The organism is Pseudomonas sp. AC255, assembly GCF_979258175.1.
The window spans coordinates 812,484-835,282 of sequence record NZ_OZ409841.1; the positions used below are offsets into that span (position 1 = coordinate 812,484).

The window sequence follows — 22,799 nt, forward strand, 5'->3', positions numbered from 1 at the left end:
AAAATAGAAAACAAGCCTTTTTAGTGGCAATATTTTGTTTTATCTACAACGAGTGACCTGAATCAACTGGTCCGAATGGTCAAAAAAGCCGTCTGTCATTCCAACAACAACGGCGTTTGATCAGCATAGACAATCAGGTCGCCACATCCGTTAGCCTGGAGTTCTACACATGCATCCCCGCGTTCTTGAGGTCACCGAACGGCTTATCGCCCGCAGCCGCGCCACGCGTCAGGCTTACCTTGCATTGATTCGCGGCGCCGCCACCGATGGCCCGATGCGCGGCAAGCTGCAATGCGCCAACTTCGCCCACGGCGTGGCCGGTTGCGGCACTGAAGACAAGCACAGCCTGCGGATGATGAACTCGGCGAACATCGCCATTGTGTCTTCGTATAACGACATGCTCTCGGCGCACCAGCCGTACGAAGTTTTCCCGCAACAGATCAAGAACGCCCTGCGCGAAATCGGCTCGGTCGGCCAGTTCGCCGGCGGCACTCCGGCGATGTGCGATGGCGTGACCCAGGGTGAGCCCGGCATGGAGCTCAGCCTGCCGAGCCGCGAAGTGATCGCGATGTCGACCGCCGTGGCGCTGTCGCACAACATGTTTGACGGCGCGCTGATGCTCGGCATCTGCGACAAGATCGTTCCGGGCCTGATGATGGGTTCGCTGCGCTTCGGTCATCTGCCGACCATTTTCGTACCGGGCGGGCCGATGGTGTCGGGGATTTCCAACAAGGAAAAAGCCGACGTCCGCCAGAAGTACGCCGAAGGCAAGGCGACCCGCGAAGAGCTGCTGGAATCGGAGATGAAGTCCTACCACAGCCCGGGCACCTGCACCTTCTACGGCACCGCCAACACCAATCAGTTGCTGATGGAAGTCATGGGCCTGCACTTGCCGGGCGCGTCTTTCGTCAACCCGAACACGCCGCTGCGCGACGCGCTCACCCGCGAAGCCGCGCATCAGGTCACGCGCCTGACCAAGCAGAACGGCAACTTCATGCCGATCGGCGAAATCGTCGACGAAAAGGCGCTGGTCAACTCCATCGTTGCCCTGCACGCCACCGGCGGCTCGACCAACCACACTCTGCACATGCCGGCCATCGCCATGGCGGCGGGCATTCAGCTGACCTGGCAGGACATGGCCGACCTCTCCGAAGTCGTGCCGACCCTGAGCCACGTCTACCCGAACGGCAAAGCCGACATCAACCACTTCCAGGCAGCGGGCGGCATGTCGTTCCTGATCCGCGAACTGCTCGGCGCCGGCCTGCTGCATGAAGACGTCAACACCGTGCTCGGCCATGGCCTGAGCCAGTACACCAAAGAGCCGTTCCTCGATAACGGTGAGCTGGTCTGGCGCGAAGGCCCGACCGACAGTCTCGACGAAAACATTCTGCGTCCGGTGTCCCGTGCGTTCTCGCAAGAAGGCGGACTGCGGGTGATGGAAGGCAACCTCGGTCGCGGCGTGATGAAGGTTTCTGCGGTTGCGCTGGAGAACCAGATCGTCGAAGCACCGGCGATGGTCTTCCAGGATCAACAGGATCTGGCGGACGCATTCAAGGCCGGTCTGCTGGAGAAGGATTTTGTCGCCGTGATGCGCTTCCAGGGCCCGCGTTCCAACGGCATGCCCGAGCTGCACAAGATGACGCCATTCCTCGGCGTACTGCAGGATCGCGGCTTCAAAGTGGCATTGGTGACTGACGGGCGCATGTCCGGCGCGTCGGGGAAAATCCCCGCAGCGATTCACGTCAGCCCGGAAGCTTATGTCGGTGGCGCTTTGGCGCGCGTGCAAGAGGGCGATATCATCCGCGTCGATGGCGTCAAAGGCACCTTGGAACTGAAGGTCGACGCCGCCGAATTTGCAGCGCGCGAACCTGCCAAAGGCCTGTTGGGCAACAACATTGGCAGCGGCCGCGAGCTGTTTGGTTTCATGCGCATGGCCTTCAGCTCGGCGGAGCAGGGCGCCAGCGCCTTCACTTCTGCCCTGGAGACGCTTAATTGAAACTGGCTTTGGTCGGCGACATCGGAGGCACCAACGCGCGGTTCGCGTTGTGGCAAAACCAGCAACTGCAATCGGTTCAGGTGCTGGCCACGGCCGACTTCGCCAGCCCGGAAGAGGCAATCGCTCTGTACCTGAGCGGGCTCGGCCTGGCGCCGGGCTCGATCGGTTCAGTGTGCCTGTCGGTGGCAGGTCCGGTGAGTGGCGATGAATTCAAGTTCACCAACAACCACTGGCGGCTCAGCCGCAGCGCGTTTTGCAAGACCTTGCAGGTCGAGCAGTTGTTGCTGACCAACGACTTCTCGGCGATGGCGCTGGGCATGACCCGCTTGCAGCCTGGCGAATTTCGCGTGGTTTGCGAAGGCACGCCGGAGCCGTTGCGCCCGGCGGTGGTGATCGGCCCCGGCACTGGCCTGGGCGTCGGCACCTTGCTCGATCTCGGCGAAGGGCGTTTTGCCGCGTTGCCGGGCGAGGGCGGCCACGTCGACCTGCCGCTGAGCAGCCCGCGCGAAACGCAACTGTGGCAACACATCTACAACGAGATCGGCCATGTCAGCGCGGAAACCGCGTTGAGCGGCGGCGGCCTGCCTCGGCTGTACCGGGCGATCTGCGCGGTGGATGGTCATGAGCCTACGCTTGAAACGCCGGAAGCGATCACCGCCGCTGGCCTTGCCGGTGACCCGATCGCTTTGGAAGTGCTCGAGCAGTTCTGCTGCTGGCTCGGCCGCGTCGCCGGCAACAACGTGCTTACCACTGGCGCGCGCGGCGGGGTGTTTATCGTTGGCGGGGTGATTCCACGCTTCGCCGATTTCTTCCTCGCCAGCGGCTTCGCCCGCTGCTTCGCCGACAAAGGCTGCATGAGCGATTACTTCAAAGGCATCCCGGTGTGGCTGGTGACGGCGCCGTACTCCGGCCTGGTCGGCGCCGGCGTGGCGCTGGACCAATCAATTCCGACCTGAAATGCAATCCAATTGTGGGAGCGAGCCTGCTCGCGAAAGCGGTGTGTCAGTCAACAGATCTGTTGAATGTTAAAACCGATTCGCGAGCAGGCTCGCTCCCACAAGGGTTTCTGTAGTGTTTGTTAGTTTGATGCTTAAGGCATAATCCGCCCCAACTCCAACAACAAGGATGCCTTCGAAGTGAGCTCAGTCAACAAGTCGATATTGTTGGTCGATGACGACCAGGAAATACGCGAGTTGCTGGAAACCTACCTGACCCGCGCCGGGTTCCAGGTGCGGGCCACCGCCGATGGTGCCGGTTTTCGTCAGGCGCTCAACGAGGCGCCGAGCGATCTGGTGATCCTCGATGTCATGCTGCCCGACGAAGACGGCTTCAGCCTGTGCCGTTGGGTACGCCAGCACCCGCGTCAGGCACAGGTGCCAATCATCATGCTGACCGCCAGCTCCGACGAAGCCGACCGCGTGATCGGTCTGGAACTCGGCGCCGACGACTACCTCGGCAAACCGTTCAGCCCGCGCGAACTGCAAGCGCGGATCAAGGCCCTGCTGCGCCGCGCACAGTTCGCCCACGAACGTAGCGGCAGCGAAGTGCTGGTCTTCGACGAATGGCGCCTGGACACGGTCAGCCATCGGCTGTTCCACACTGACGGCGAGGAAGTGATCCTTTCCGGCGCCGATTTCGCTCTGCTGAAACTGTTCCTCGATCATCCGCAGCAAATCCTCGACCGCGACACCATCGGCAACGCCACCCGTGGCCGCGATCTGATGCCGCTCGATCGCATTGTCGACATGGCCGTCAGCCGTTTGCGTCAACGCTTGCGCGACACCGAAAAACCGCCACGGTTGATCCGCACCGTGCGCGGCAGCGGCTATCAGTTGGCAGCCAATGTGGTTGCCGGCAATGCTCACTGAGTCGCTGCGCAAATTCGCCAGTCGCATACCGGTGCCGCGCTCGCTGCTCGGGCGGATGCTGCTGCTGACTCTGCTCGCGGTGCTGTTCGCGCAGACGCTGTCGAGCGTGATCTGGGTCTCGCAGTTGCGCGCTACCCAGCTCGAAGGCCTGGTCACCAGTGCCCGCAGCCTGGCGCATTCGATGACCGCCAGCGTCAGCTATTTCCGTTCCTTGCCTGTGGCCTACCGACCGCTGGTGCTCGATCAGTTGCGCAGCATGGGCGGCACCCGGTTTGTCGTGACGCTGAACGACAAGCCGCTGGGCATGGACGTGCTGCCGGTGACGCCGCGCAAGGCTGCGGTGATGCAAGCGGTGGACGAAGTGCTGCGCCAGTCTCTGGGCCATGACACGGATATTTCGGTGACCTTCGTCAGCCCCGAAGACCTGCGCATTTTCAACGCCGGGCTGAAACTTGATGAATTGCCGCGCTCCTGGGCGCACTACGCGTTGACGCTTGAACCGGTGAATCCGCCGGTGCTGGTCACGCAGATTCAAATGGCCCCGGGCGAGTGGCTGTACATCGCCTCGTTGCTGCCGGAGCCGTACACCAGTCTCGAAGAGCAAGGCCTGCCGGCGCAGCAGGTGTGGTTTATCGTCCTCACCAGCGGCTTTCTGTTGTTGTTCATCGGCCTGCTGGTGCACTGGCAGAGCCGGCCGCTCAAGCGTCTGGCGCGGGCGGCGCGGGACCTGTCGCTGGGCGCCGATGTCGAGCCAGTGGCGGAGGGCGGTGGCAGTGAAGTGGTCGAAGTTGGCCGCGCGTTCAACACCATGCGCGAACGCATCAGCCGTTACCTGACCGAACGCAGCCAGTTGTTCAGCGCGATTTCCCACGACCTGCGCACGCCGATCACCCGCCTGCGCTTGCGCGTCGAGCTGCTCGAGGACGAACAGCTGCAAGCCAAGTTCGGCCGCGATCTGGATGAGCTGGAGCTGCTGGTCAAAGGCGCGCTGCAATGCGTGAAAGACACCGACATCCACGAGAACATCGAGCCGGTGGATCTCAATCATGTCCTCGATTGCCTGGTCGAGCCGTATCTGGCGCCGAACGGCAATGGCCGCGTCACTCAGCATGGCCGCGCGCTGTCGGCATACCCGGGCAAACCGCTGGCGCTCAAGCGCTGCATCGGCAACCTGATCGACAACGCCTTGAAGTACGGGCAGAACGCGCATCTGCACATCGATGACGATGACAGCGCGTTCGTTTTGCACGTCGACGATGAAGGGCCGGGTGTGCCGCAGCAGCGGCTGGAGCAAGTGTTCGAACCGCACTTCCGTTTGGCGGGACAGCAGCAGGGCTACGGATTGGGACTGGGCATTGCGCGCAACATCGCCCATAGCCATGGCGGCGAGGTGACGTTGCAGAACCTGCGTGAGGGTGGGTTGCGGGTGACGTTGCAGTTGCCTCGGTCTGTGGATTAGCCCCGAAAAGCCCCTCACCCTAGCCCTCTCCCAGAGGGAGAGGGGACCGATTGGGGGATGCTGCTGAGGTGCGCTGACCTGTAAATGCGGTGGTGAATCCATAATCGCCAATATTTTTCAGGTCGACGGAGGACGCAAGACACCTCGGTCGGCCCCTCTCCCTCCGGGAGAGGGTTGGGGTGAGGGTGCTTTTGCTCTTCTCTTTTGTCACGAGCAAGTGACAAACCCCGCCCCCTTCGTTACAAGCCCGCCCCGGCCCGTTGTTTAGACTGCCCGCAGTCCTAACAACAAAAAAGGGTCACGCCATGGACACCTTTCACCCAGACTTCAGCAGTTGGCTGAACGCCCCTGCCCACCAGCAATGGCTAGCCGCCGAAGGCCTGCGTCTGCTGGATTTCGCCAAGGCATCACGACTGCCCGAAGGCTTCGGCAACCTCGACGAACGCGGCCATTTGCCTGCGCACGCACAAGCCGAAACCATGAACACCGCGCGCATGACCCACAGCTTCGCCATGGCGCACATTCAGGGCCTGCCGGGGTTTGCCGAGCTGGTCGACCACGGTATCGCCGCGTTGCGCGGGCCGCTGCGTGATGCGCTGCATGGCGGCTGGTTTGCGGTTGCCCAGCATCGTGACGACAACACCGGCAAGAACGCCTATCTGCACGCCTTTGTCGCACTCGCCGCCAGCTCCGCCGCGGTCGCGCAACGGCCCGGCGCCCAAGCCTTGCTCGATGACGCAATCGACATCATCGACACTTATTTCTGGAGCGAAGAAGAGGGCGCCATGCGCGAATTCTTCAACCGCGACTGGAGCGAAGAAGAAGCCTATCGCGGCGCCAACAGCAACATGCACGCGACCGAAGCATTCCTCGCGCTGGCCGATGTCACTGAAGATCCGCGCTGGCTGATACGCGCCCAGCGCATCGTCGAACGAGTGATCCATGGCCACGCTGCGGCCAACGATTACATGGTCATCGAACACTTCGATCGCGACTGGCAGCCGCTGCGCGAATACAACCACGACAATCCGGCTGACGGTTTCCGTCCTTACGGCACCACGCCGGGCCATGGTTTCGAATGGGCGCGCTTGCTCCTGCACCTTGAAGCCGCGCGGGTGCAGGCCGGCATGCTTACGCCGGGCTGGCTGGCGACTGATGCGCAAAAACTCTTCGAAAACAATTGCCGCCACGGCTGGGATGTCGATGGCGCGCCGGGCATCGTCTACACCCTCGACTGGCACAATAAAGCAGTGGTCCGCCATCGCCTGCACTGGACGCACGCCGAAGCCAGCGCCGCCGCCAGCGCTTTGCTCAAACGCACCGGCGATGCGCAATACGAAACCTGGTACCGACTGTTCTGGGAATTCTGTGAGACGAATTTCATCGACCGTTGCAACGGCAGCTGGTACCACGAACTCAATCCGCAGAATGTGCCGAGTGCCGATATCTGGCCGGGCAAGCCCGATCTGTATCACGCCTGGCAGGCTGTGCTGATTCCACGATTGCCGCTGGCGCCAAGCATGGCCACGGCTTTGGCGCAGTCGTCCCGGCCTGTTGCTGTGTAACCATGTCGTGACATTTACGCGTCCCTTCGTTACCTGCGAAGCGAAACGCTCTGTTTAAACTCCGTGCAGCGCAAGCACCAGACTTGCAATGCATAACAACAAGAAAGGTACATCTCGAATGAATGCGATTTCTCGCCTCGCTACTGTCATTTCTGTCGCCTCCCTGTTCCCGCTCGCAATCCTGCCGCTCAGTGTCTCCGCCGCCGATTCCAAAGGTTCGGTCGAAGTCGTGCACTGGTGGACTTCCGGTGGCGAAAAAGCCGCTGTCGATGTGCTCAAGGCCCAAGTCGAAAAAGACGGTTTCACCTGGAAGGACGGCGCCGTTGCCGGTGGTGGCGGTGCGACTGCCATGACCGTGCTGAAAAGCCGTGCCGTTGCCGGCAACCCGCCAGGCGTAGCGCAGATCAAAGGCCCGGACATCCAGGAATGGGCGTCGACCGGCCTGCTCGACACCGACGTTTTGAAAGACGTCGCCAAGTCGGAAAAGTGGGACAGCCTGCTCGACAAGAAAGTCTCCGATACCGTGAAGTACGACGGTGATTACGTGGCCGTGCCGGTGAACATTCACCGCGTGAACTGGCTGTGGATCAACCCGGAAGTCTTCAAGAAAGCCGGCATCACCAAGAATCCAACCACCCTCGAAGAGTTCTATGCAGCCGGCGACAAGCTGAAAGCGGCGGGCTTCATTCCGCTCGCCCACGGCGGTCAGCCTTGGCAGGACAGCACCGTGTTCGAAGCCGTGGTGCTCTCGGTCATGGGCGTGGATGGCTACAAGAAAGCCCTGGTTGATCTCGACAACAAAGCGCTGACCGGCCCGGAAATGGTCAAGGCGCTCACTGAGCTGAAGAAAGTCGCGACCTACATGGACGCGGACGGCAAAGGCCAGGACTGGAACCTCGAAGCGGCCAAGGTCATCAACGGCAAGGCCGGCATGCAGATCATGGGTGACTGGGCCAAGTCCGAATGGACCGCCGCCAAGAAAGTCGCCGGCAAGGACTACGAGTGCGTAGCGTTCCCGGGCACCGACAAGGCGTTCACCTACAACATCGACTCGCTGGCCGTGTTCAAGCAGAAGGACGCAGGCACTGCGGCCGGTCAGCAGGACATCGCCAAAGTCGTGCTGGGTGAGAACTTCCAGAAAGTCTTCAGCATCAACAAAGGCTCGATCCCGGTGCGCAACGACATGTTGAACAACATGGACAAGCTCGGCTTCGATTCCTGCGCGCAGACCGCTGCCAAGGACTTCCTCGCGGACGCCAAGTCCGGCGGCCTGCAACCAAGCATGGCGCACAACATGGCGACCACGCTGGCGGTGCAGGGCGCGTTCTTTGACGTAGTCACCAACTACATCAACGACCCGAAAGCCGACCCGGCCGATGCGGCGAAGAAACTCGGCGCGGCGGTTCAGTCGGCCAAGTAATGCTTGGCCCCTGTAGGAGTGAGCCTTTGTGGTGAGGGGATTCATCCCCGATGGGTTGCAAAGCGACCCCGGAAAGTTGCAGCGGTGCAGTGTCTGAAATACCGCATGTAATGATTTCGCGACTGCTGCGCAGTCGATCGGGGATAAATCCCTCGCCACAGGGCTCACTCCTGCAAGGGAATGCTTTCGTAAACCCTTATTGTGGATTTCCCCATGAGTTCTGTTGCTGTGTTCAGCAAGGCCTCGCCGTTCGATGCATTGCAGCGCTGGCTACCGAAACTGGTGCTGGCGCCGAGCATGTTCATCGTGCTGGTGGGCTTCTATGGCTACATCCTGTGGACGTTCATTCTGTCGTTCACCACCTCGACCTTCCTGCCCAACTACAAGTGGGCGGGTCTGGCGCAATACGCGCGGTTGTTCGACAACGATCGCTGGTGGGTGGCGAGCAAGAACCTCGCCGTGTTCGGCGGCATGTTCATTGGTATCACCCTGGTGATCGGCGTGTTGCTGGCGGTGTTCCTCGATCAGCGCATCCGTCGCGAAGGCTTTATCCGCACCATTTACCTGTACCCGATGGCGCTCTCGATGATCGTCACCGGTACCGCATGGAAATGGCTGCTCAACCCGGGCATGGGCCTGGACAAATTGTTGCGTGACTGGGGCTGGGAAGGCTTCCGTCTGGACTGGCTGATCGACCCCGATCGCGTGGTCTACTGCCTGGTGATCGCCGCTGTGTGGCAAGCCTCGGGCTTCATCATGGCGATGTTCCTCGCCGGCCTGCGTGGCGTCGATCAATCGATCATCCGTGCGGCGCAGATCGACGGCGCGAGCATGCCGCGCATCTACTGGAAAGTCGTGCTGCCAAGCCTGCGTCCGGTGTTCTTCAGTGCGGTGATGATCCTCGCGCACATCGCGATCAAGAGCTTCGACCTGGTTGCGGCAATGACCGCCGGCGGTCCGGGTTATTCCTCCGACCTGCCAGCGATGTTCATGTATTCCTTCACCTTCAGTCGCGGCCAGATGGGCATGGGCTCGGCCAGTGCGATTCTTATGCTCGGTGCGATCCTCGCGATCATCGTGCCTTACCTGTATTCCGAGCTGAGGACCAAGCGTCATGACTAGTCTTGCTGCCAAACCCGCTATCAGCTTGAGCCGCATCGCAATCTACGCGGTGCTGATCCTTGCGGTGTTTCTGTATCTGGTGCCGCTGGTGGTGATGTTGCTGACCAGCTTCAAGACCCCGGAAGACATCAGCACCGGCAACCTGCTGAGCTGGCCGACCGTGGTCAGCGGCATTGGCTGGGTCAAGGCCTGGGCCACGGTTGACGGCTACTTCTGGAACTCGATCAAGATCACCGTACCGGCCGTCATCATCTCCACCGCCATCGGTGCGTTGAACGGTTACGTGCTGTCGATGTGGCGCTTCCGTGGTTCGCAGTTGTTCTTCGGTCTGCTGCTGTTCGGCTGCTTCCTGCCGTTCCAGACTGTGCTGCTGCCGGCCTCGTTCACCCTCGGCAAGATGGGCCTGGCGAGCACCACCACCGGCCTGGTGTTCGTGCACGTGGTCTACGGTCTGGCGTTCACCACACTGTTCTTCCGCAACTACTACGTGAGCATTCCCGATGCGCTGGTCAAGGCTGCGCGTCTGGATGGCGCGGGTTTCTTCACGATTTTCCGCCGCATCATTCTGCCGATGTCGACGCCGATCATCATGGTCTGCCTGATCTGGCAGTTCACCCAGATCTGGAACGACTTCCTGTTCGGTGTGGTGTTCTCCAGCGGTGATTCGCAACCGATCACCGTGGCGCTCAATAACCTGGTCAACACCAGCACCGGCGCCAAGGAATACAACGTGGATATGGCAGCGGCGATGATCGCCGGCCTGCCGACCCTGCTGGTCTATGTGGTCGCAGGCAAGTATTTCGTGCGCGGGCTGACGGCCGGCGCGGTCAAGGGGTAATCATGGCTACGCTTGAACTTCGCAACGTAAACAAGACCTACGGGGCCGGCCTGCCGGACACCCTGAAGAACATCGAACTGTCGATCAAGGACGGTGAATTCCTGATCCTCGTCGGCCCGTCGGGCTGCGGCAAATCGACCTTGATGAACTGCATCGCCGGTCTGGAAACCATCACCGGCGGCGCGATCATGATCGGTGATCAGGACGTCAGCGGCATGAGCCCCAAGGATCGCGACATCGCCATGGTGTTTCAGTCCTACGCGCTGTACCCGACCATGAGCGTGCGCGAGAACATCGAGTTCGGACTGAAGATCCGCAAGATGCCGCAGGCGGCGATCGACGAAGAAGTCGCCCGCGTGGCCAAGCTGTTGCAGATCGAACACCTGCTCAATCGCAAACCGGGCCAGCTCTCCGGTGGCCAGCAACAGCGCGTGGCGATGGGCCGTGCACTGGCGCGGCGGCCGAAGATCTACCTGTTCGACGAACCGCTGTCGAACCTCGACGCCAAGCTGCGCGTCGAGATGCGTACCGAAATGAAACTGATGCACCAGCGTCTGAAAACCACCACGGTCTACGTGACCCACGACCAGATCGAAGCGATGACCCTGGGCGACAAGGTGGCGGTGATGAAGGACGGCATCATTCAGCAGTTCGGCACGCCGAAAGACATCTACAACGACCCGGCCAACCTGTTCGTCGCAAGCTTCATCGGTTCGCCACCGATGAACTTCATCCCCCTGCGCTTGCAGCGCAAGGACGGTCGCCTGCTGGCGCTGCTCGACAGCGGTCAGGCGCGTTGTGAATTGCCGATGAGCATGCAGGACGCCGGCCTCGAAGATCGCGAAGTAATCCTCGGCCTGCGCCCGGAGCAGATTGTTCTGGCGAACGGCGAGGGCAATGGTCTGCCGAGCATCCGTGCCGAAGTGCAGGTCACTGAACCGACCGGTCCGGACACCCTGGTGTTCGTCAACTTGAACGACACCAAGGTCTGCTGCCGACTGGCGCCGGACGTGGCACCGCAGGTGGGCGAAAGCCTGACGCTGCAGTTCGATCCATCGAAAGTGTTGTTGTTCGACGCCAATACCGGCGAGCGTCTGGGCGTTGCGGGCCAGGTGCAGACAGAGACCCGGTCGGCGAATGTGGCGCAGTTCAAAGGCCGCTGAAAAACAATGCTGGAATGCGGTGCTGTGGGAGCTGGCTTGCCAGCGATGGCATCAAACCGGTTTGGCGACAGACCGAGTCGCTCGCATCGCTGGCAAGCCAGCTCTCACAAGGGCCGGTTCCACAAAAAGGAGCACGCGGTGAATGGCCTGTCATTCGTCGCACTTTATGTAAACCGCGTTAGATAAAAACAGTTAATAACAATAAAGACGAGGATGTAGGGATGAAAAAGAAACACGTCAATGCCCGGTTGATCTGCCAGGTTTCTGCGGCAGCTGCACTGGTGCTGGCCGGTAATGCGATGGCGGCGGATGCGTTCAGCTCCGACTCCAAGTGGATGACCGGCGACTGGGGCGGCGAGCGCACCAAGCTGATCGAGCAGGGTATCGACATCAAGGCCGACTACGTTGGCGAGATGGGCGCCAACCTGAACGGTGGCTACAACGACGACAAGACTGCGCGTTATGCCGACCAGTTCGGTCTGGGCGTGGCACTCGACCTGCAGAAACTGTGGGGCTGGGACAACACCCAAGCGAAGATCCAGCTGACCAATCGTAACGGTTACAACATCTCCAACGACCGCGTTGGCGATCCGCGTGCCGGCACCCTCAGCTCCTCGCAGGAAGTCTACGGCCGTGGCCACATGGTGCGTCTGACCCAACTGTGGATTCAGCACCAGTTCTTCGACAACAAGCTCGACGTCAAGGCCGGTTACTTCGGCGAAGGCGAAGACTTCAACACCTTCCCGTGCGACTTCCAGAACCTGGCGTTCTGCGGTTCGCAAGTGGGTAACTGGGCGACCAACATCTGGTACAACTGGCCCGTCAGCCAGGCCGCGATCCGTGTGAAGTACAACATCAACGACGAGCTCTACGCGCAGATCGGTGCGTACAACCAGAACCCGTCGCAACTGGAACACGGCAACGGCTTCAAGCTCAGCGGCAGCGGCACCAAAGGTACCGTGCTGCCGGTTGAGTTGGTCTGGTCGCCGAAGGTCAACAGCCTGCCGGGCGAATACCGCGTCGGTTACTACAAGAGCACGGCCGATGCCGACGACGTTCGCGAAGACGTCAACGGTCTCGATGCGGCAACCACCGGTGATGACTACAAGTCGCACAACAGCAAAAGCGGTTACTGGTTCGTTGCGCAACAGCAACTCACCAGCCACAACGGTGATGCGACTCGCGGTCTGAACATCGCTGCCAACGCGACTTTCCACGACAAGGACACCAACTTCATCGACAACTACCAGTCGGTGATGTTTGTCTACAAAGGCCCGTTCGATGCGCGTCCGAAAGATGACATCGGTATCGGCGCGGCGCGTATCCACGTCAACAAGGACGTCAAGCGCAACGCTGAACTGCTGAACGCTGCCAACGGTGTCTCCGATTACGACAACACCGCGTTCTCGCCGATTCGTGAGACCGAGTACAACTACGAGCTCAACTACGGCATCCACGTCACTAACTGGCTGACCGTGCGTCCCAACCTGCAATACATCACCCATCCGGGCGGTGTGGATGAAGTCGATAACGCTTTGGTCGCTGGCCTGAAAATTCAGTCAACGTTCTAACGCGTCTGCGATAAGCTCCTCTCTATGTGCGCATTTTGCGGACAGCCCAGGCTGTCCGCTTTTTTTGTGACACAGGTCAGATGTGTTGCTTGATGATTTTTTGTGGCTGGAGAGCTTTTTGTGGCGAGGGGATTTAGCGAAACGTCGCACCGCCCCGCTGGGCTGCGAAGCGGCCCCAAACACTGCAATCGCGATATCACTGACAGACTGCATCCGCTGGTTTCATGACTGCTGCGCAGCCAATCGGGGATAAATCCCCTCGCCACAAAGTGCTATGCAAGACTTTTGGATTGATGAGTACCCCATGATTTTCAGGACCGTAGCCAATGCATGAGCATCCGCTGCAACGCTTCTTCAAATCCCTGCGCGAGCGACCGGTGTTCGCCTGGGAGCGCTATCAGATGCGCGACGTGTTGGTGATCGATCATCCGCTGTGTCAGGCGGTGTTCAGTCGGCAGGGTGCGCAGTTGCTGCACTTTCAGCCGCGTGGGCAGAAGCCGTGGTTGTGGTGCGCGGCGAAGTGGCCGCATGTCGGCGCGATTCGCGGTGGCGTGCCGGTGTGCTGGCCTTGGTATGGCCGTCATCCGAGCGAAAACGCCTGGCCGTCGCACGGTTGGGCGCGTCTGCTCGACTGGAAGTTGCTCGACAGTAGCAGCGCCGAAGATGGCGTGCGCCTGCACTGGCAACTGCAGCTGTGCGATTGGCAGGTCGACCTGCACGCGCACCTGGGCGAACGCATGGAATTACGCCTGAGCACCGAGCATCAGGACGACATGCCGTGCCAGTTGAGCCAGGCTTTGCACGCTTACTGGCGTATAGGCGATGTTGGTGAGATAGCGCTGTCTGGCCTCGAAGGCGCTCAGGGTTATGACCAGTTGAATCGCCAGGTTTGCCAGCAGGAAGGTGAACTGCGCGTTGATGGCGGCTGTCAGCGGGTGTTTCAGCATGACGGCGAATTGCAGCTCAAGGATCACGCCTGGCAGCGCGAGTTGTGCATCGATACCGGTGACAGCGGCGACACCGTCGTCTGGCATCCCGGCGCGCGGCCGTTACTGGGGGTAAGTTGGGACGAGGTTTCCGAGTTCGTCTGCGTGGAAGCAGCGGCGGGTGGCACGGACAGCCTGCACCTGGCGCCGGGGGAGAAGGCGCATTTGAGTTTGCAGGCGTGGGCGGCGGCTTAGTGCGTCAAGTACACCGATACCCTCACCCTAGCCCTCTCCCAGAGGGAGAGGGGACCGAATGGGGGATGCTCAAGAATTACGCCGACGTGAAAGTGCAGTTCTGAATCCATAATCGACTGGATATTTCAGGTCGATGTACCGCGCAAGACACCTCGGTCGGCTCCCTCTCCCTCCGGGAGAGGGCTGGGGTGAGGGGGCTTTTGATCTTTAGTTGAATTCATCCCCAACCGGATACCGGCTGGCATTCAAACTCTCTTTGATCTTGCGCAGATGCGGCTGGAAATCCACGCCACGGCGCAAGGTCATTCCCGTTGCCAGCACATCCAGCACGGTCAACTGAATGATCCGCGAGGTCATGGGCATATAAATGTCGGTGTCTTCGGGCAGTGGAATGTTCAGGCTCAGGGTACTGGCTTTGGCCAGTGGTGAATTCTCCGCTGTCAGGCCCAAAACCGAAGCACCGTTCTCCCGGGCGATTCGCGCCACTTCCACCAGTTCGCGGGTACGCCCGGTGTAGGAAATGATCACGAACAGCTCACCGGTGTGCGCCACCGAAGCAATCATTCGCTGCATCAGCACATCGGCGTGGGCGGTGACGGCGAGGTTGAAGCGGAAGAACTTGTGCTGCGCATCCAGCGCCACCGGGGCCGAAGCGCCGAGGCCGAAGAAGTGGATCTGCCGGGCCTGGATCAACAGGTCGACGGCGCGGCTGATCAGGTTTGGGTCGAGCGCCTGGCAAGCACTGTCCAGGGAAGCGATGGCGCTGCCGAAAATCTTCTGCGTGTACGCTTCGGGATTGTCGTCAGCCTCGACCGCACGGCTGACATACGCCGCGCCACTGGCCAGGCTCTGGGCCAATTGCAGCTTGAGTTCGGGATAGCCGCTGACACCGAACGAGCGGCAGAAACGGTTGACCGTCGGTTCGCTCACCGAGGCGGCCTGGGCGAGGGCGGCGATGCTGAAGCGGGTGGCCTGCTGCGGGTTGAGCAGAATCACCTCGGCGACCTTACGTTCGGCCTTGTTCAGCTCTTCAAGGCGACTCTGGATCTGTTCCAGTAAATTTCGCACGCGGTCCATATGGAATTCCTGATTCACCGACGCAGAGTTGCGTCGGGCTATGCAAATTGGGCCTTTGATATGGCCCATGACGGTGGCCTATCCTACTGATGCGTCCGGGCGACCACCACTCGGATTGAGTATTCTGCGAAAATGTTGTGGTTATTACTACATTTTCCCTTGAGTGATGCCTTGAAAAAAGGTATTTGTAGCTTAACTTGATAAAAGAACAAACATCATGCCTTCCATTACGGTTGAACCGTGCACCTTTGCCTTGTTCGGCGCGCTTGGCGATCTGGCCCTGCGCAAGCTGTTTCCTGCCCTGTATCACCTTGACGGTGCCGACCTGCTGCACGAGGACACGCGCATCATCGCGCTGGCCCGTGAGCCCGGCAGCGAGCAGCAGCACATGGCGTTCATCGCCGCCGAATTGCGCCGTTATGTCGGCAAAGAGCTGAACGAAACCGTGGCCGAGCGCTTCCTCGCGCGCCTGACCTATCTGCATGTCGACTTCCTCAAGGCTGAGGATTACGTGGCGCTGGCGGAACTGGCCGGCAGCAGCCAGCGCATGATTGCCTACTTCGCCACCCCGGCGGCGGTGTACGGCGCTATCTGCGAGAACCTCGAGAAAGTCGGTCTGGCCGAAAATACCCGTGTAGTGCTGGAAAAACCGATCGGCTCTGACCTGGAGTCCTCGCGCAAGGTCAACGACGCAGTAGCGCAGTTCTTCCCGGAAGACCGCACCTACCGCATCGACCACTATCTGGGCAAAGAGACCGTTCAGAACCTGATCGCCCTGCGTTTCGCCAACAGCCTGTTCGAAACCCAGTGGAACCAGAATTACATCTCCCACGTGGAAATCACCGTGGCCGAGAAGGTTGGCATCGAAGGCCGTTGGGGCTATTTCGACAAGGCCGGCCAGCTGCGCGACATGATCCAGAATCACCTGTTGCAGCTGCTCTGCCTGATTGCCATGGACCCGCCGGCCGACCTGTCCGCCGACAGCATCCGTGACGAAAAGGTAAAAGTGCTCAAGGCGCTGGCGCCGATCAGTCCGGAAGGCCTGACCACACAAGTGGTGCGCGGCCAGTACATCGCCGGCCACAGCGAAGGCAAATCCGTTCCGGGTTACCTCGAAGAACCGAATTCCAATACCCAGAGCGACACCGAAACCTTCGTCGCCCTGCGTGCCGATATCCGCAACTGGCGCTGGGCCGGCGTGCCGTTCTACCTGCGTACCGGCAAGCGCATGCCGCAAAAGCTGTCGCAGATCGTCATCCACTTCAAGGAACCCTCGCACTACATCTTCGCCCCGGAGCAGCGCCTGCAGATCAGCAACAAACTGATCATCCGCCTGCAACCGGACGAAGGCATTTCCTTGCGCGTGATGACCAAAGAGCAGGGCCTGGACAAGGGCATGCAACTGCGCAGCGGCCCGCTGCAACTGAATTTCTCCGACACCTGGCGTAGCGCGCGGATCCCCGATGCCTACGAGCGGTTGTTGCTGGAAGTGATGAACGGCAATCAGAACCTGTTTGTCCGTAAAGATGAAATCGAAGCCGCGTGGAAATGGTGTGACCAGCTGATCGCCGGGTGGAAGAAATCCGGTGACGCGCCCAAGCCGTATGCGGCCGGGTCGTGGGGGCCGATGAGCTCCATTGCTTTGATCACGCGGGACGGGAGGTCGTGGTATGGCGATATCTGATGTGCAACTGCCGACGGGTGTGACTGCCCGCGAATTCAACAGCCCGGTGCTGCTCGCCGAAGGCCTGGCGCTGAACGTTGCCAAGCAACTGAGCGACGCCATTGCGGCGCGCGGCAACGCGGTGCTGGTGGTGTCCGGCGGGCGCAGCCCGGTTGCGTTTTTCCAGCACCTGGCCAAGCAGGAGCTGGACTGGTCGAAGGTCGTTGTGACCCTCGCTGACGAGCGTTGGGTGCCGGTCGAACACGCCGACAGCAATGCCGGTCTGCTCAAGCAGTATCTGCTCAAAGGCCCGGCAGCCAAGGCACAGTTCCTCAGCCTCTACAGCGCGGCGGCCAACGTCGAGCAGGCTGCTGAACAGGCTGATCGCTTGCTCGCGGAATTGCCGCCGATCGACGTGCTGGTATTGGGCATGGGCGATGACGGTCACACCGCATCGCTGTTCCCCGACAGCCCGAACCTCGCCGAAGCCCTGCAAGCCGATGGCACGCGCCGTTGCTGGCCGATGCTGGCACCCAGCGTGCCGCGTCAGCGCCTGACCATGAGCCGCGCGCTGCTGGCCTCGGCCCGGCACAAGATTCTGTCGATTTCCGGTCAATCGAAACTGACCACCCTGAATGCCGCGCTGGCATCCGATGACGTTGCGGCCATGCCGGTGCGCGCGTTTCTGCAACCTACGTTAGAGATTTACTGGTGCCCATGAGCCAAGGAACAGCCGCTATGACAACCCCATCCCCGACCGTTTCCATGGCGGACAAAGTTGCCCTGATCGACAGTCTCTGCGCCAAGGCGCGGATCCTGCCGGTGATCACCATCGCTCGCGAACAGGACGTGCTGCCGCTGGCCGACGCCCTCGCCGCCGGTGGCCTGACTGCGCTGGAAGTGACCCTGCGTTCGCAGTTCGGCCTCAAGGCCATTCAGATCCTGCGCGAACAGCGCCCGGAGCTGATGACCGGTGCCGGCACCGTGCTTGACCGCAACATGCTAGCGGCGGCTGAAGCGGCAGGCTCGCAGTTCATTGTTACCCCGGGCATCACCCGCGACCTGCTCGAAGCCAGCGTCGACAGCCCGATTCCGCTGTTGCCGGGCATCAGCAACGCCTCGGGGATCATGGAAGGCTACGGTCTGGGCTATCGCCGCTTCAAGCTGTTCCCGGCGGAAGTCAGCGGTGGCGTGGCGGCAATCAAGGCCCTCGGCGGCCCGTTCGGCGAGGTGAAATTCTGCCCGACTGGCGGCGTTGGCCCGGCCAATATCAAGAGCTACATGGCGCTGAAAAACGTCATGTGCGTGGGCGGTAGCTGGATGCTTGATCCGGAGTGGATCAAGAACGGCGACTGGGCCCGCATTCAGGAATGCACTGCCGAAGCCTTGGCGCTGCTGGACTGATCGTTACCCGACACTTCGTTGTGTGCTTTACGGCTTTATGGTGCGCTTGGTCGGCGCACCTTTTTTTGCGCTGAAAAAATTGCCGGTACATGCGGCGATACATAGTTACTGCACGCTGACTTTTTCACGGGGTTAATCTGCGTCCATCTTATGGAAGAGAGAACGCCTCATGGACGACCTTCAGTCTCTGACCCTTACGCCACAATCCCGTTATCAACCGAAGCAACTTCCCCTCGGCCGGCCCGCAGCTGAATCTCAAGTGCGCAATATCAGCCAAGGTGTCCAAGGCTTGCCGCTGGTCCTGCGTCTGTCGCTGGTCGATGCGATGACCAGCGAGCCGGTCATCGGCGCGCTGGTGCGCATTCAACAGCGTGTCGATGGCGACACCAGCCTGGGCGGCAGTCAATCGACCGACAGCCATGGCATCGTCCGTTTCACCAGTGTCTATCCGGACCGACTGGCGCACGGCGCTGCTTGCCTGAAGCTGAACGTATTCATTCCCGGCGACGAAGCAGGAGCGCAAGCTCACCACGAGGCTTGGGCCGGCACCTTGCACGTCCCAGGCCGCTGCGGCTGTGAAGGTGCCGCCGAGGACGCCTTGCGGTTGGTGTTGCAGCCGATCGCCGGCGCCGATCTTGAAGACGGTGCCTTCGCCTGCCAGACCCTCGGCATCGACACCTTCGCCGTGTCGTCGCAGCTTGGCCTGGAAGGCTACGAAAAACTCCGGAGCGCCGTTCTAGCGCAGTTGGTCCAGCGCCCGAACCAACTGCTCCATCTCGCCAGCCGTGGTGGTCAGCCCCGGGGTAATGCGAATGCACGGCCCGCACGCGGCGCCGGTGCGCACCACGGTGAACAGGTTGAATTCGCTGAGCAGACGCTCGGCCATGGCCTGCTGATCGGCATGCCGGGTGAAGCGCAGCGCGGTGATCCCGCAATACAGTTGCGGGTCGTCCGGCGTCAGCACCTCGATGCCCGGCAGGTGCCGGACCCGGCTGACCCACAGGTTGCGCAGGTAACTCAGGCGTGGGCTTTTGGCTGCGGCGCCGCCGAGGGCGTCGTGCTCTTCGAACACCAGCGGCAAGGTCATCAGTGCCGGGATGTTCGGCGTGCTGTACGAGGTCCGCGCGCGGATATCGCTGACCGGGTAATGCATCTCGCCCATGTCCGGATCGATGTCGGCGAGACGCTGCGGGGCGATATAGATAAAGCCGAGGGTCAGCGGTGCGCCGATCCATTTGTGCAGGTTGTAACCGGCGAAAGCGATGCCCAACGCTTGCAGGTCGAATTCAATCTGGCCGAGGGCGTGGGCACCGTCGAGGATGATGTCGACGCCATGCTCTTTGGCCAATGCGGCGATGGCCTGCACCGGCATGACCAGGCCGGTGCGATGGGTGACGTGGGTCAGGGCCATCAGTTTGAGTTTTGGATGGCTGACGAAAGCCTCGCGGTAGGTTTCGAGCAGGCTGTCGAAACTGGCGGGATGGTGGTGGGCAATTTCGATGACCTCCACGCCACGCTGCTTCGCCAGCCAGCGCATGGCGCCCTTGACCGTGTCGTACTCGAGGTCGCAGATCAGTACCTGATCACCCGGTTGCAGACGATTGTAATTGCGGATCAGCGATTGCAGGCCTTCGGTGGCATTGCGGGTCAGGGCCACGCTTTGCGCGCGCACGCCAATCAGTTCGGCCAGTTGCGCGCGGATCTCAAGGTTGTCGTGCTGTTCAAAGCGCTGGCGTGCATAAATCGAGTTGCTGGTGTTGATCAGCTCGATGTTGCGCTGGTATTCCTCGATCACTGTGCGCGACATGCGCCCGAAGTAACCGTTTTCCAGGTTGACCGGGCCGGGCTGCACATCGTATCGGTCGGCAAAGGTTTGCCAGAAGGCTTCGTCACGGGCGCGGCGGGTGTTGTCAGGCATGGTCGGCAAGGCTCAAGAGGGAAGGGCGCGTCAGTGGCGCGGGGCGGGTTTGCCGTGTTTGGCGCGCAGCGGCTCGAGCAGGTCGGACAGGCCGTTATGGTCAATCTCCTGCATCAGCGCCAGCAGGCCACCGAGTTCACCGTGGGGAAAGCCTTCACGGGCAAACCAGTTCAGATAGGGGCCAGGCAGGTCGGCAATGATCCGCCCTTTGTACTTGCCGAAGGGCATTTCGCGGGTGATCAGCAGTTCGAGTTTTTCCGGATTCATCAGCACGCTTCATCGATTCACATCACAGCCTGGAAAATACAGGCATTCTGCATGCAGGCCAAATGACAGATCATGCAAAAAACCAGCATGCAGATGGTTCAATCTTTTGTAAGTTGTTGAAAGTAAAGGTTTTTTATTCGATTAAAAAGCTGGCACGCACACTGCAATATCCCTTGCATCTTCAACCAACCGCAAGGAATTGGAAAATGACTGACGTAAACAAAGAATCCATCTCGGTACTCAATGACCTGATCGAAACCTCCAAGGACGGTCAGGAAGGTTTCAAGACTTGCGCCGAAGACATCAAGCACCCAGAGCTGAAAAGCCTGTTTGTGACTCGCGCAGCTGATTGCGCCGCTGCCGCAGCTGAGCTGCAAGCGGCCGTTCGTTCGCTGGGCGGCGATCCGGAAACCTCGACCAGCGTCAGCGGTGATCTGCACCGTCGCTGGGTCGATGTCAAGGCCATGTTCACCGGTAAAGACGAAGAGGCTGTGCTGAACGAAGCAGAGCGCGGTGAAGACCACGCACTGAAGGCCTACAAAGAAGCCCTCGAGAAAATCACCAAGCACAACCTGGTGGGTATTCGTGATCTGGTTGAACGCCAATATCACGGCGTACAACGCAACCACGACCAGGTGAAAGCCCTGCGCAACCAGGCTCGTGCGAGCTCGTAAGAGTTAGTCGGCTGAAAAAAACGCCAGCTTGTCTGGCGTTTTTTGTGCGCGTCTGGAAAGCAAAGATCGCAGCCTGCGGCAGCTCCTACAGGGGAATGAATTCCAAAGTAGGAGCTGCCGCAGGCTGCGATCTTTTCGATCAACCGATACTGATAGCCGGCAAAGTTGGCAACGTCACCGTCTGCTGCTTGCGCGGCGCCAGAATCTCCGCTTCACCATCCACTACCAATTCATCACGCTGATTGAATACGCGAGTGGCAATGCGCACGCGAAATTTCGGCAGTTTCTCGAGAATTTCCAGGCGCACTGTCAGCGTGTCGCCGATCTTCACCGGCTTCTGAAAGCTCATCTGCTGACCGATATAAATGGTGCCCGGCCCAGGCAATTCACAGGCCACCGCTGCACTGATCAGCGCACCGCTGAACATGCCGTGGGCGATGCGTTCCTTGAACATGCTGGCGGCGGCAAACTCGGCGTCCAGATGCACCGGGTTGTGGTCGCCTGACATCGCGGCGAACAGCTGAATGTCGCGCTCTTCGACAGTCTTGCTGTAGCTGGCGGTCTGGCCGACTTCGAGGGCTTCGTAAGGGATGTTGGTAACCTGGGTCATCGGTTTCGATTCCTGTGACGGATTTCAGTCAATCCACAAAAATTATTCGCTGCGCTGCGGGCGCCGGTGGCTCAGGGCCTGGTCGATCCAGGCGAGCACATCGGTGGTCACTTCGTCGCGATTACTTTCATTGAACAATTCGTGCCGGGCCTGCGGGTAGATCTTCAGTTGCAGGTGCTGGCTGCCGGCCCTGCGCAAGGCATTGGCCAGATCTGTCAGACGCTTGCCCTCGCTCACCGGATCACATTCGCCACCAATCACCAGCAGCGGCAGGCCCGGATCGATCTGCGCGAGATTGGACGCTTTGCTGATTTGCTGCAACCCGCCGAGCAGGTCGACCCACAGCTGATTGGTGCAGCGAAAGCCGCATAACGGGTCGGCGGCGTACTTGTCGACTTCGGCCGGATCACGGCTCAGCCAGTCGAAACGGGTGCGCACCGGTTTGAATTTATTGTTGAACGAGCCGAACGACAGCCACTCGATCAACGCGCTGCGGCCCTTGCCGCCCTGGCGCAGTTTTTCCAGCCGGGCAATCTGTCGAGCCATGCGATAGAGGGTCACTGGCTGACAATTCGAGCCGCTGAGAATCGCCCCGTGCAGACTGGCGCTGTGGTGCAACAAATAGCCTTGGGCGATGTAGCTGCCCATGCTGTGGCCGAGGAGGATGATCGGCACGCCGGGATGTTGCTGGCCGATGTGCTGGTTGAGGCTGGCCAGATCGCCGACGACCTTGCGCCAACCGTCGTCATCGGCGAAATGGCCGAGGGTGCCGTTGTCGGCGGTGCGACCATGGCCACGCAGATCCGGGGCGTAGACGCCATAGTCTTTGTCGCAAAACGTGTCAGCGAGCCGCGCGTAGCGAGCGCTGTGTTCGGCCATGCCATGGGCCAGCAGAATCACCGCTTTCAATGGCGTGGCCGGGAGCCAGCGGTTGACGTACAGGCGGCTGCGGTCACTCGCGTCCAGCCAGAAGGTGTCGTGGGTCATGGCGATTCCTTTGCTC

Annotated in this window: 21 protein-coding genes; 15 read left to right on the forward strand and 6 right to left on the reverse strand. The window is 60.6% G+C overall.

What is annotated here, in order from left to right; translation table 11 throughout:
- The first annotated feature begins 169 nt into the window (after positions 1–169).
- The 11 genes from edd (at position 170) to ACZZ0K_RS03855 (ending at position 14,183) form a co-directional block, all read left to right on the forward strand.
- Entirely contained in the window at positions 170–1,996 is a 1,827-nt protein-coding gene (gene edd / locus ACZZ0K_RS03805) for a phosphogluconate dehydratase (RefSeq protein WP_016773527.1), read from the forward strand.
- Positions 1,993–2,952 (forward strand): glucokinase, encoded by a 960-nt coding sequence (locus ACZZ0K_RS03810; protein ID WP_056787957.1) that lies wholly within the window; start codon positions 1,993–1,995, stop codon positions 2,950–2,952. Before edd ends, ACZZ0K_RS03810 begins: the two co-directional genes overlap by 4 nt.
- A gap of 180 nt (positions 2,953–3,132) precedes the next feature.
- Positions 3,133–3,864, forward strand: coding sequence for a response regulator (locus tag ACZZ0K_RS03815; RefSeq protein WP_236168331.1), 732 nt, complete (start codon positions 3,133–3,135; stop codon positions 3,862–3,864).
- Positions 3,854–5,323, forward strand: coding sequence for an ATP-binding protein (locus ACZZ0K_RS03820; RefSeq protein WP_056787959.1), 1,470 nt, complete (start codon positions 3,854–3,856; stop codon positions 5,321–5,323). The genes ACZZ0K_RS03815 and ACZZ0K_RS03820 overlap by 11 nt, the downstream gene beginning before the upstream one ends.
- A gap of 305 nt (positions 5,324–5,628) precedes the next feature.
- Positions 5,629–6,888, forward strand: a complete 1,260-nt coding sequence (locus ACZZ0K_RS03825) for a D-mannose isomerase (protein ID WP_252882556.1) — start codon at positions 5,629–5,631, stop codon at positions 6,886–6,888.
- A gap of 118 nt (positions 6,889–7,006) precedes the next feature.
- Positions 7,007–8,308 carry an ABC transporter substrate-binding protein gene (locus ACZZ0K_RS03830; RefSeq protein ID WP_024014061.1) on the forward strand — a complete coding sequence of 434 codons (1,302 nt, stop codon included), beginning with the start codon at positions 7,007–7,009 and terminating at the stop codon, positions 8,306–8,308.
- Positions 8,309–8,521: 213 nt separating this feature from the next.
- On the forward strand, positions 8,522–9,430 hold the full coding sequence (locus tag ACZZ0K_RS03835; RefSeq protein ID WP_016773533.1) for a carbohydrate ABC transporter permease: 909 nt from the start codon (positions 8,522–8,524) through the stop codon (positions 9,428–9,430).
- On the forward strand, positions 9,423–10,268 hold the full coding sequence (locus tag ACZZ0K_RS03840; RefSeq protein WP_039758116.1) for a carbohydrate ABC transporter permease: 846 nt from the start codon (positions 9,423–9,425) through the stop codon (positions 10,266–10,268). The genes ACZZ0K_RS03835 and ACZZ0K_RS03840 overlap by 8 nt, the downstream gene beginning before the upstream one ends.
- Before the next feature lie 2 nt (positions 10,269–10,270).
- Entirely contained in the window at positions 10,271–11,431 is a 1,161-nt protein-coding gene (locus ACZZ0K_RS03845; RefSeq protein WP_041479770.1) for an ABC transporter ATP-binding protein, read from the forward strand.
- A gap of 221 nt (positions 11,432–11,652) precedes the next feature.
- Complete coding sequence (locus ACZZ0K_RS03850; protein ID WP_463558982.1) at positions 11,653–13,002, forward strand: carbohydrate porin; 1,350 nt, start codon at positions 11,653–11,655, stop codon at positions 13,000–13,002.
- Between the two features lie 326 nt (positions 13,003–13,328).
- Positions 13,329–14,183 (forward strand): D-hexose-6-phosphate mutarotase, encoded by an 855-nt coding sequence (locus tag ACZZ0K_RS03855; protein ID WP_073472039.1) that lies wholly within the window; start codon positions 13,329–13,331, stop codon positions 14,181–14,183.
- A gap of 207 nt (positions 14,184–14,390) precedes the next feature.
- On the opposite strand, the gene ACZZ0K_RS03860 is transcribed toward ACZZ0K_RS03855, so the two are convergent.
- Positions 14,391–15,251 carry a MurR/RpiR family transcriptional regulator gene (locus tag ACZZ0K_RS03860; protein WP_169842436.1) on the reverse strand — a complete coding sequence of 287 codons (861 nt, stop codon included), beginning with the start codon at positions 15,249–15,251 and terminating at the stop codon, positions 14,391–14,393.
- A gap of 226 nt (positions 15,252–15,477) precedes the next feature.
- On the opposite strand from ACZZ0K_RS03860, the gene zwf reads away from it, so the two are divergent.
- Genes zwf through ACZZ0K_RS03875 form a run of 3 tightly spaced genes read left to right on the forward strand, consistent with a single transcriptional unit; the run spans position 15,478 to position 18,327 of the window.
- Positions 15,478–16,944 (forward strand): glucose-6-phosphate dehydrogenase, encoded by a 1,467-nt coding sequence (gene zwf / locus ACZZ0K_RS03865; protein ID WP_016773537.1) that lies wholly within the window; start codon positions 15,478–15,480, stop codon positions 16,942–16,944.
- Positions 16,931–17,644, forward strand: coding sequence for a 6-phosphogluconolactonase (pgl, locus tag ACZZ0K_RS03870; protein WP_041479176.1), 714 nt, complete (start codon positions 16,931–16,933; stop codon positions 17,642–17,644). Before zwf ends, pgl begins: the two co-directional genes overlap by 14 nt.
- Before the next feature lie 17 nt (positions 17,645–17,661).
- Complete coding sequence (locus ACZZ0K_RS03875; RefSeq protein WP_016773539.1) at positions 17,662–18,327, forward strand: bifunctional 4-hydroxy-2-oxoglutarate aldolase/2-dehydro-3-deoxy-phosphogluconate aldolase; 666 nt, start codon at positions 17,662–17,664, stop codon at positions 18,325–18,327.
- Between the two features lie 148 nt (positions 18,328–18,475).
- Here the strand turns inward: ACZZ0K_RS03875 and ACZZ0K_RS03880 are convergent, their stop codons facing one another.
- The 3 genes from ACZZ0K_RS03880 to ACZZ0K_RS03890 form a co-directional block, all read right to left on the reverse strand.
- Entirely contained in the window at positions 18,476–18,856 is a 381-nt protein-coding gene (locus tag ACZZ0K_RS03880) for a hypothetical protein (protein WP_463558983.1), read from the reverse strand.
- 207 nt (positions 18,857–19,063) lie between these two features.
- Positions 19,064–20,245, reverse strand: coding sequence for an aminotransferase class V-fold PLP-dependent enzyme (locus ACZZ0K_RS03885; protein WP_463558984.1), 1,182 nt, complete (start codon positions 20,243–20,245; stop codon positions 19,064–19,066).
- A gap of 30 nt (positions 20,246–20,275) precedes the next feature.
- Positions 20,276–20,512, reverse strand: coding sequence for a DUF3820 family protein (locus ACZZ0K_RS03890; RefSeq protein WP_003227425.1), 237 nt, complete (start codon positions 20,510–20,512; stop codon positions 20,276–20,278).
- A gap of 206 nt (positions 20,513–20,718) precedes the next feature.
- Here ACZZ0K_RS03890 and ACZZ0K_RS03895 point away from each other — a divergent pair, with 206 nt between their 5' ends.
- Entirely contained in the window at positions 20,719–21,186 is a 468-nt protein-coding gene (locus tag ACZZ0K_RS03895) for a PA2169 family four-helix-bundle protein (protein WP_258707102.1), read from the forward strand.
- Positions 21,187–21,325: 139 nt separating this feature from the next.
- On the opposite strand, the gene ACZZ0K_RS03900 is transcribed toward ACZZ0K_RS03895, so the two are convergent.
- Together ACZZ0K_RS03900 and ACZZ0K_RS03905 are read right to left on the reverse strand one after the other, a co-directional pair.
- A complete protein-coding gene (locus ACZZ0K_RS03900; RefSeq protein WP_003227420.1) occupies positions 21,326–21,796 on the reverse strand; it encodes a MaoC family dehydratase in 471 nt (156 codons plus the stop codon).
- A 42-nt stretch (positions 21,797–21,838) separates the two neighbouring features.
- The gene (locus ACZZ0K_RS03905; protein ID WP_258707101.1) at positions 21,839–22,783 is read right to left on the reverse strand and encodes an alpha/beta hydrolase; all 945 of its coding nucleotides are present in this window, start codon (positions 22,781–22,783) and stop codon (positions 21,839–21,841) included.
- Between the last annotated feature and the right edge of the window lie 16 nt (positions 22,784–22,799).

What these genes read in the sequence shown, in the direction of transcription:
- ACZZ0K_RS03845 (WP_041479770.1), top strand. Translation starts at nt 10,271, where the DNA reads ATGGCTACGCTTGAACTTCGCAACGTAAACAAGACCTACGGGGCCGGC.
- ACZZ0K_RS03850 (WP_463558982.1), top strand. Translation starts at nt 11,653, where the DNA reads ATGAAAAAGAAACACGTCAATGCCCGGTTGATCTGCCAGGTTTCTGCG.
- ACZZ0K_RS03835 (WP_016773533.1), top strand. Translation starts at nt 8,522, where the DNA reads ATGAGTTCTGTTGCTGTGTTCAGCAAGGCCTCGCCGTTCGATGCATTG.
- ACZZ0K_RS03885 (WP_463558984.1), bottom strand. Translation starts at nt 20,245, where the DNA reads ATGCCTGACAACACCCGCCGCGCCCGTGACGAAGCCTTCTGGCAAACC.
- ACZZ0K_RS03895 (WP_258707102.1), top strand. Translation starts at nt 20,719, where the DNA reads ATGACTGACGTAAACAAAGAATCCATCTCGGTACTCAATGACCTGATC.
- ACZZ0K_RS03900 (WP_003227420.1), bottom strand. Translation starts at nt 21,796, where the DNA reads ATGACCCAGGTTACCAACATCCCTTACGAAGCCCTCGAAGTCGGCCAG.
- ACZZ0K_RS03855 (WP_073472039.1), top strand. Translation starts at nt 13,329, where the DNA reads ATGCATGAGCATCCGCTGCAACGCTTCTTCAAATCCCTGCGCGAGCGA.
- ACZZ0K_RS03820 (WP_056787959.1), top strand. Translation starts at nt 3,854, where the DNA reads ATGCTCACTGAGTCGCTGCGCAAATTCGCCAGTCGCATACCGGTGCCG.
- ACZZ0K_RS03875 (WP_016773539.1), top strand. Translation starts at nt 17,662, where the DNA reads ATGACAACCCCATCCCCGACCGTTTCCATGGCGGACAAAGTTGCCCTG.
- ACZZ0K_RS03840 (WP_039758116.1), top strand. Translation starts at nt 9,423, where the DNA reads ATGACTAGTCTTGCTGCCAAACCCGCTATCAGCTTGAGCCGCATCGCA.
- zwf (WP_016773537.1), top strand. Translation starts at nt 15,478, where the DNA reads ATGCCTTCCATTACGGTTGAACCGTGCACCTTTGCCTTGTTCGGCGCG.
- ACZZ0K_RS03830 (WP_024014061.1), top strand. Translation starts at nt 7,007, where the DNA reads ATGAATGCGATTTCTCGCCTCGCTACTGTCATTTCTGTCGCCTCCCTG.
- ACZZ0K_RS03825 (WP_252882556.1), top strand. Translation starts at nt 5,629, where the DNA reads ATGGACACCTTTCACCCAGACTTCAGCAGTTGGCTGAACGCCCCTGCC.
- ACZZ0K_RS03890 (WP_003227425.1), bottom strand. Translation starts at nt 20,512, where the DNA reads ATGAATCCGGAAAAACTCGAACTGCTGATCACCCGCGAAATGCCCTTC.
- ACZZ0K_RS03905 (WP_258707101.1), bottom strand. Translation starts at nt 22,783, where the DNA reads ATGACCCACGACACCTTCTGGCTGGACGCGAGTGACCGCAGCCGCCTG.
- edd (WP_016773527.1), top strand. Translation starts at nt 170, where the DNA reads ATGCATCCCCGCGTTCTTGAGGTCACCGAACGGCTTATCGCCCGCAGC.
- pgl (WP_041479176.1), top strand. Translation starts at nt 16,931, where the DNA reads ATGGCGATATCTGATGTGCAACTGCCGACGGGTGTGACTGCCCGCGAA.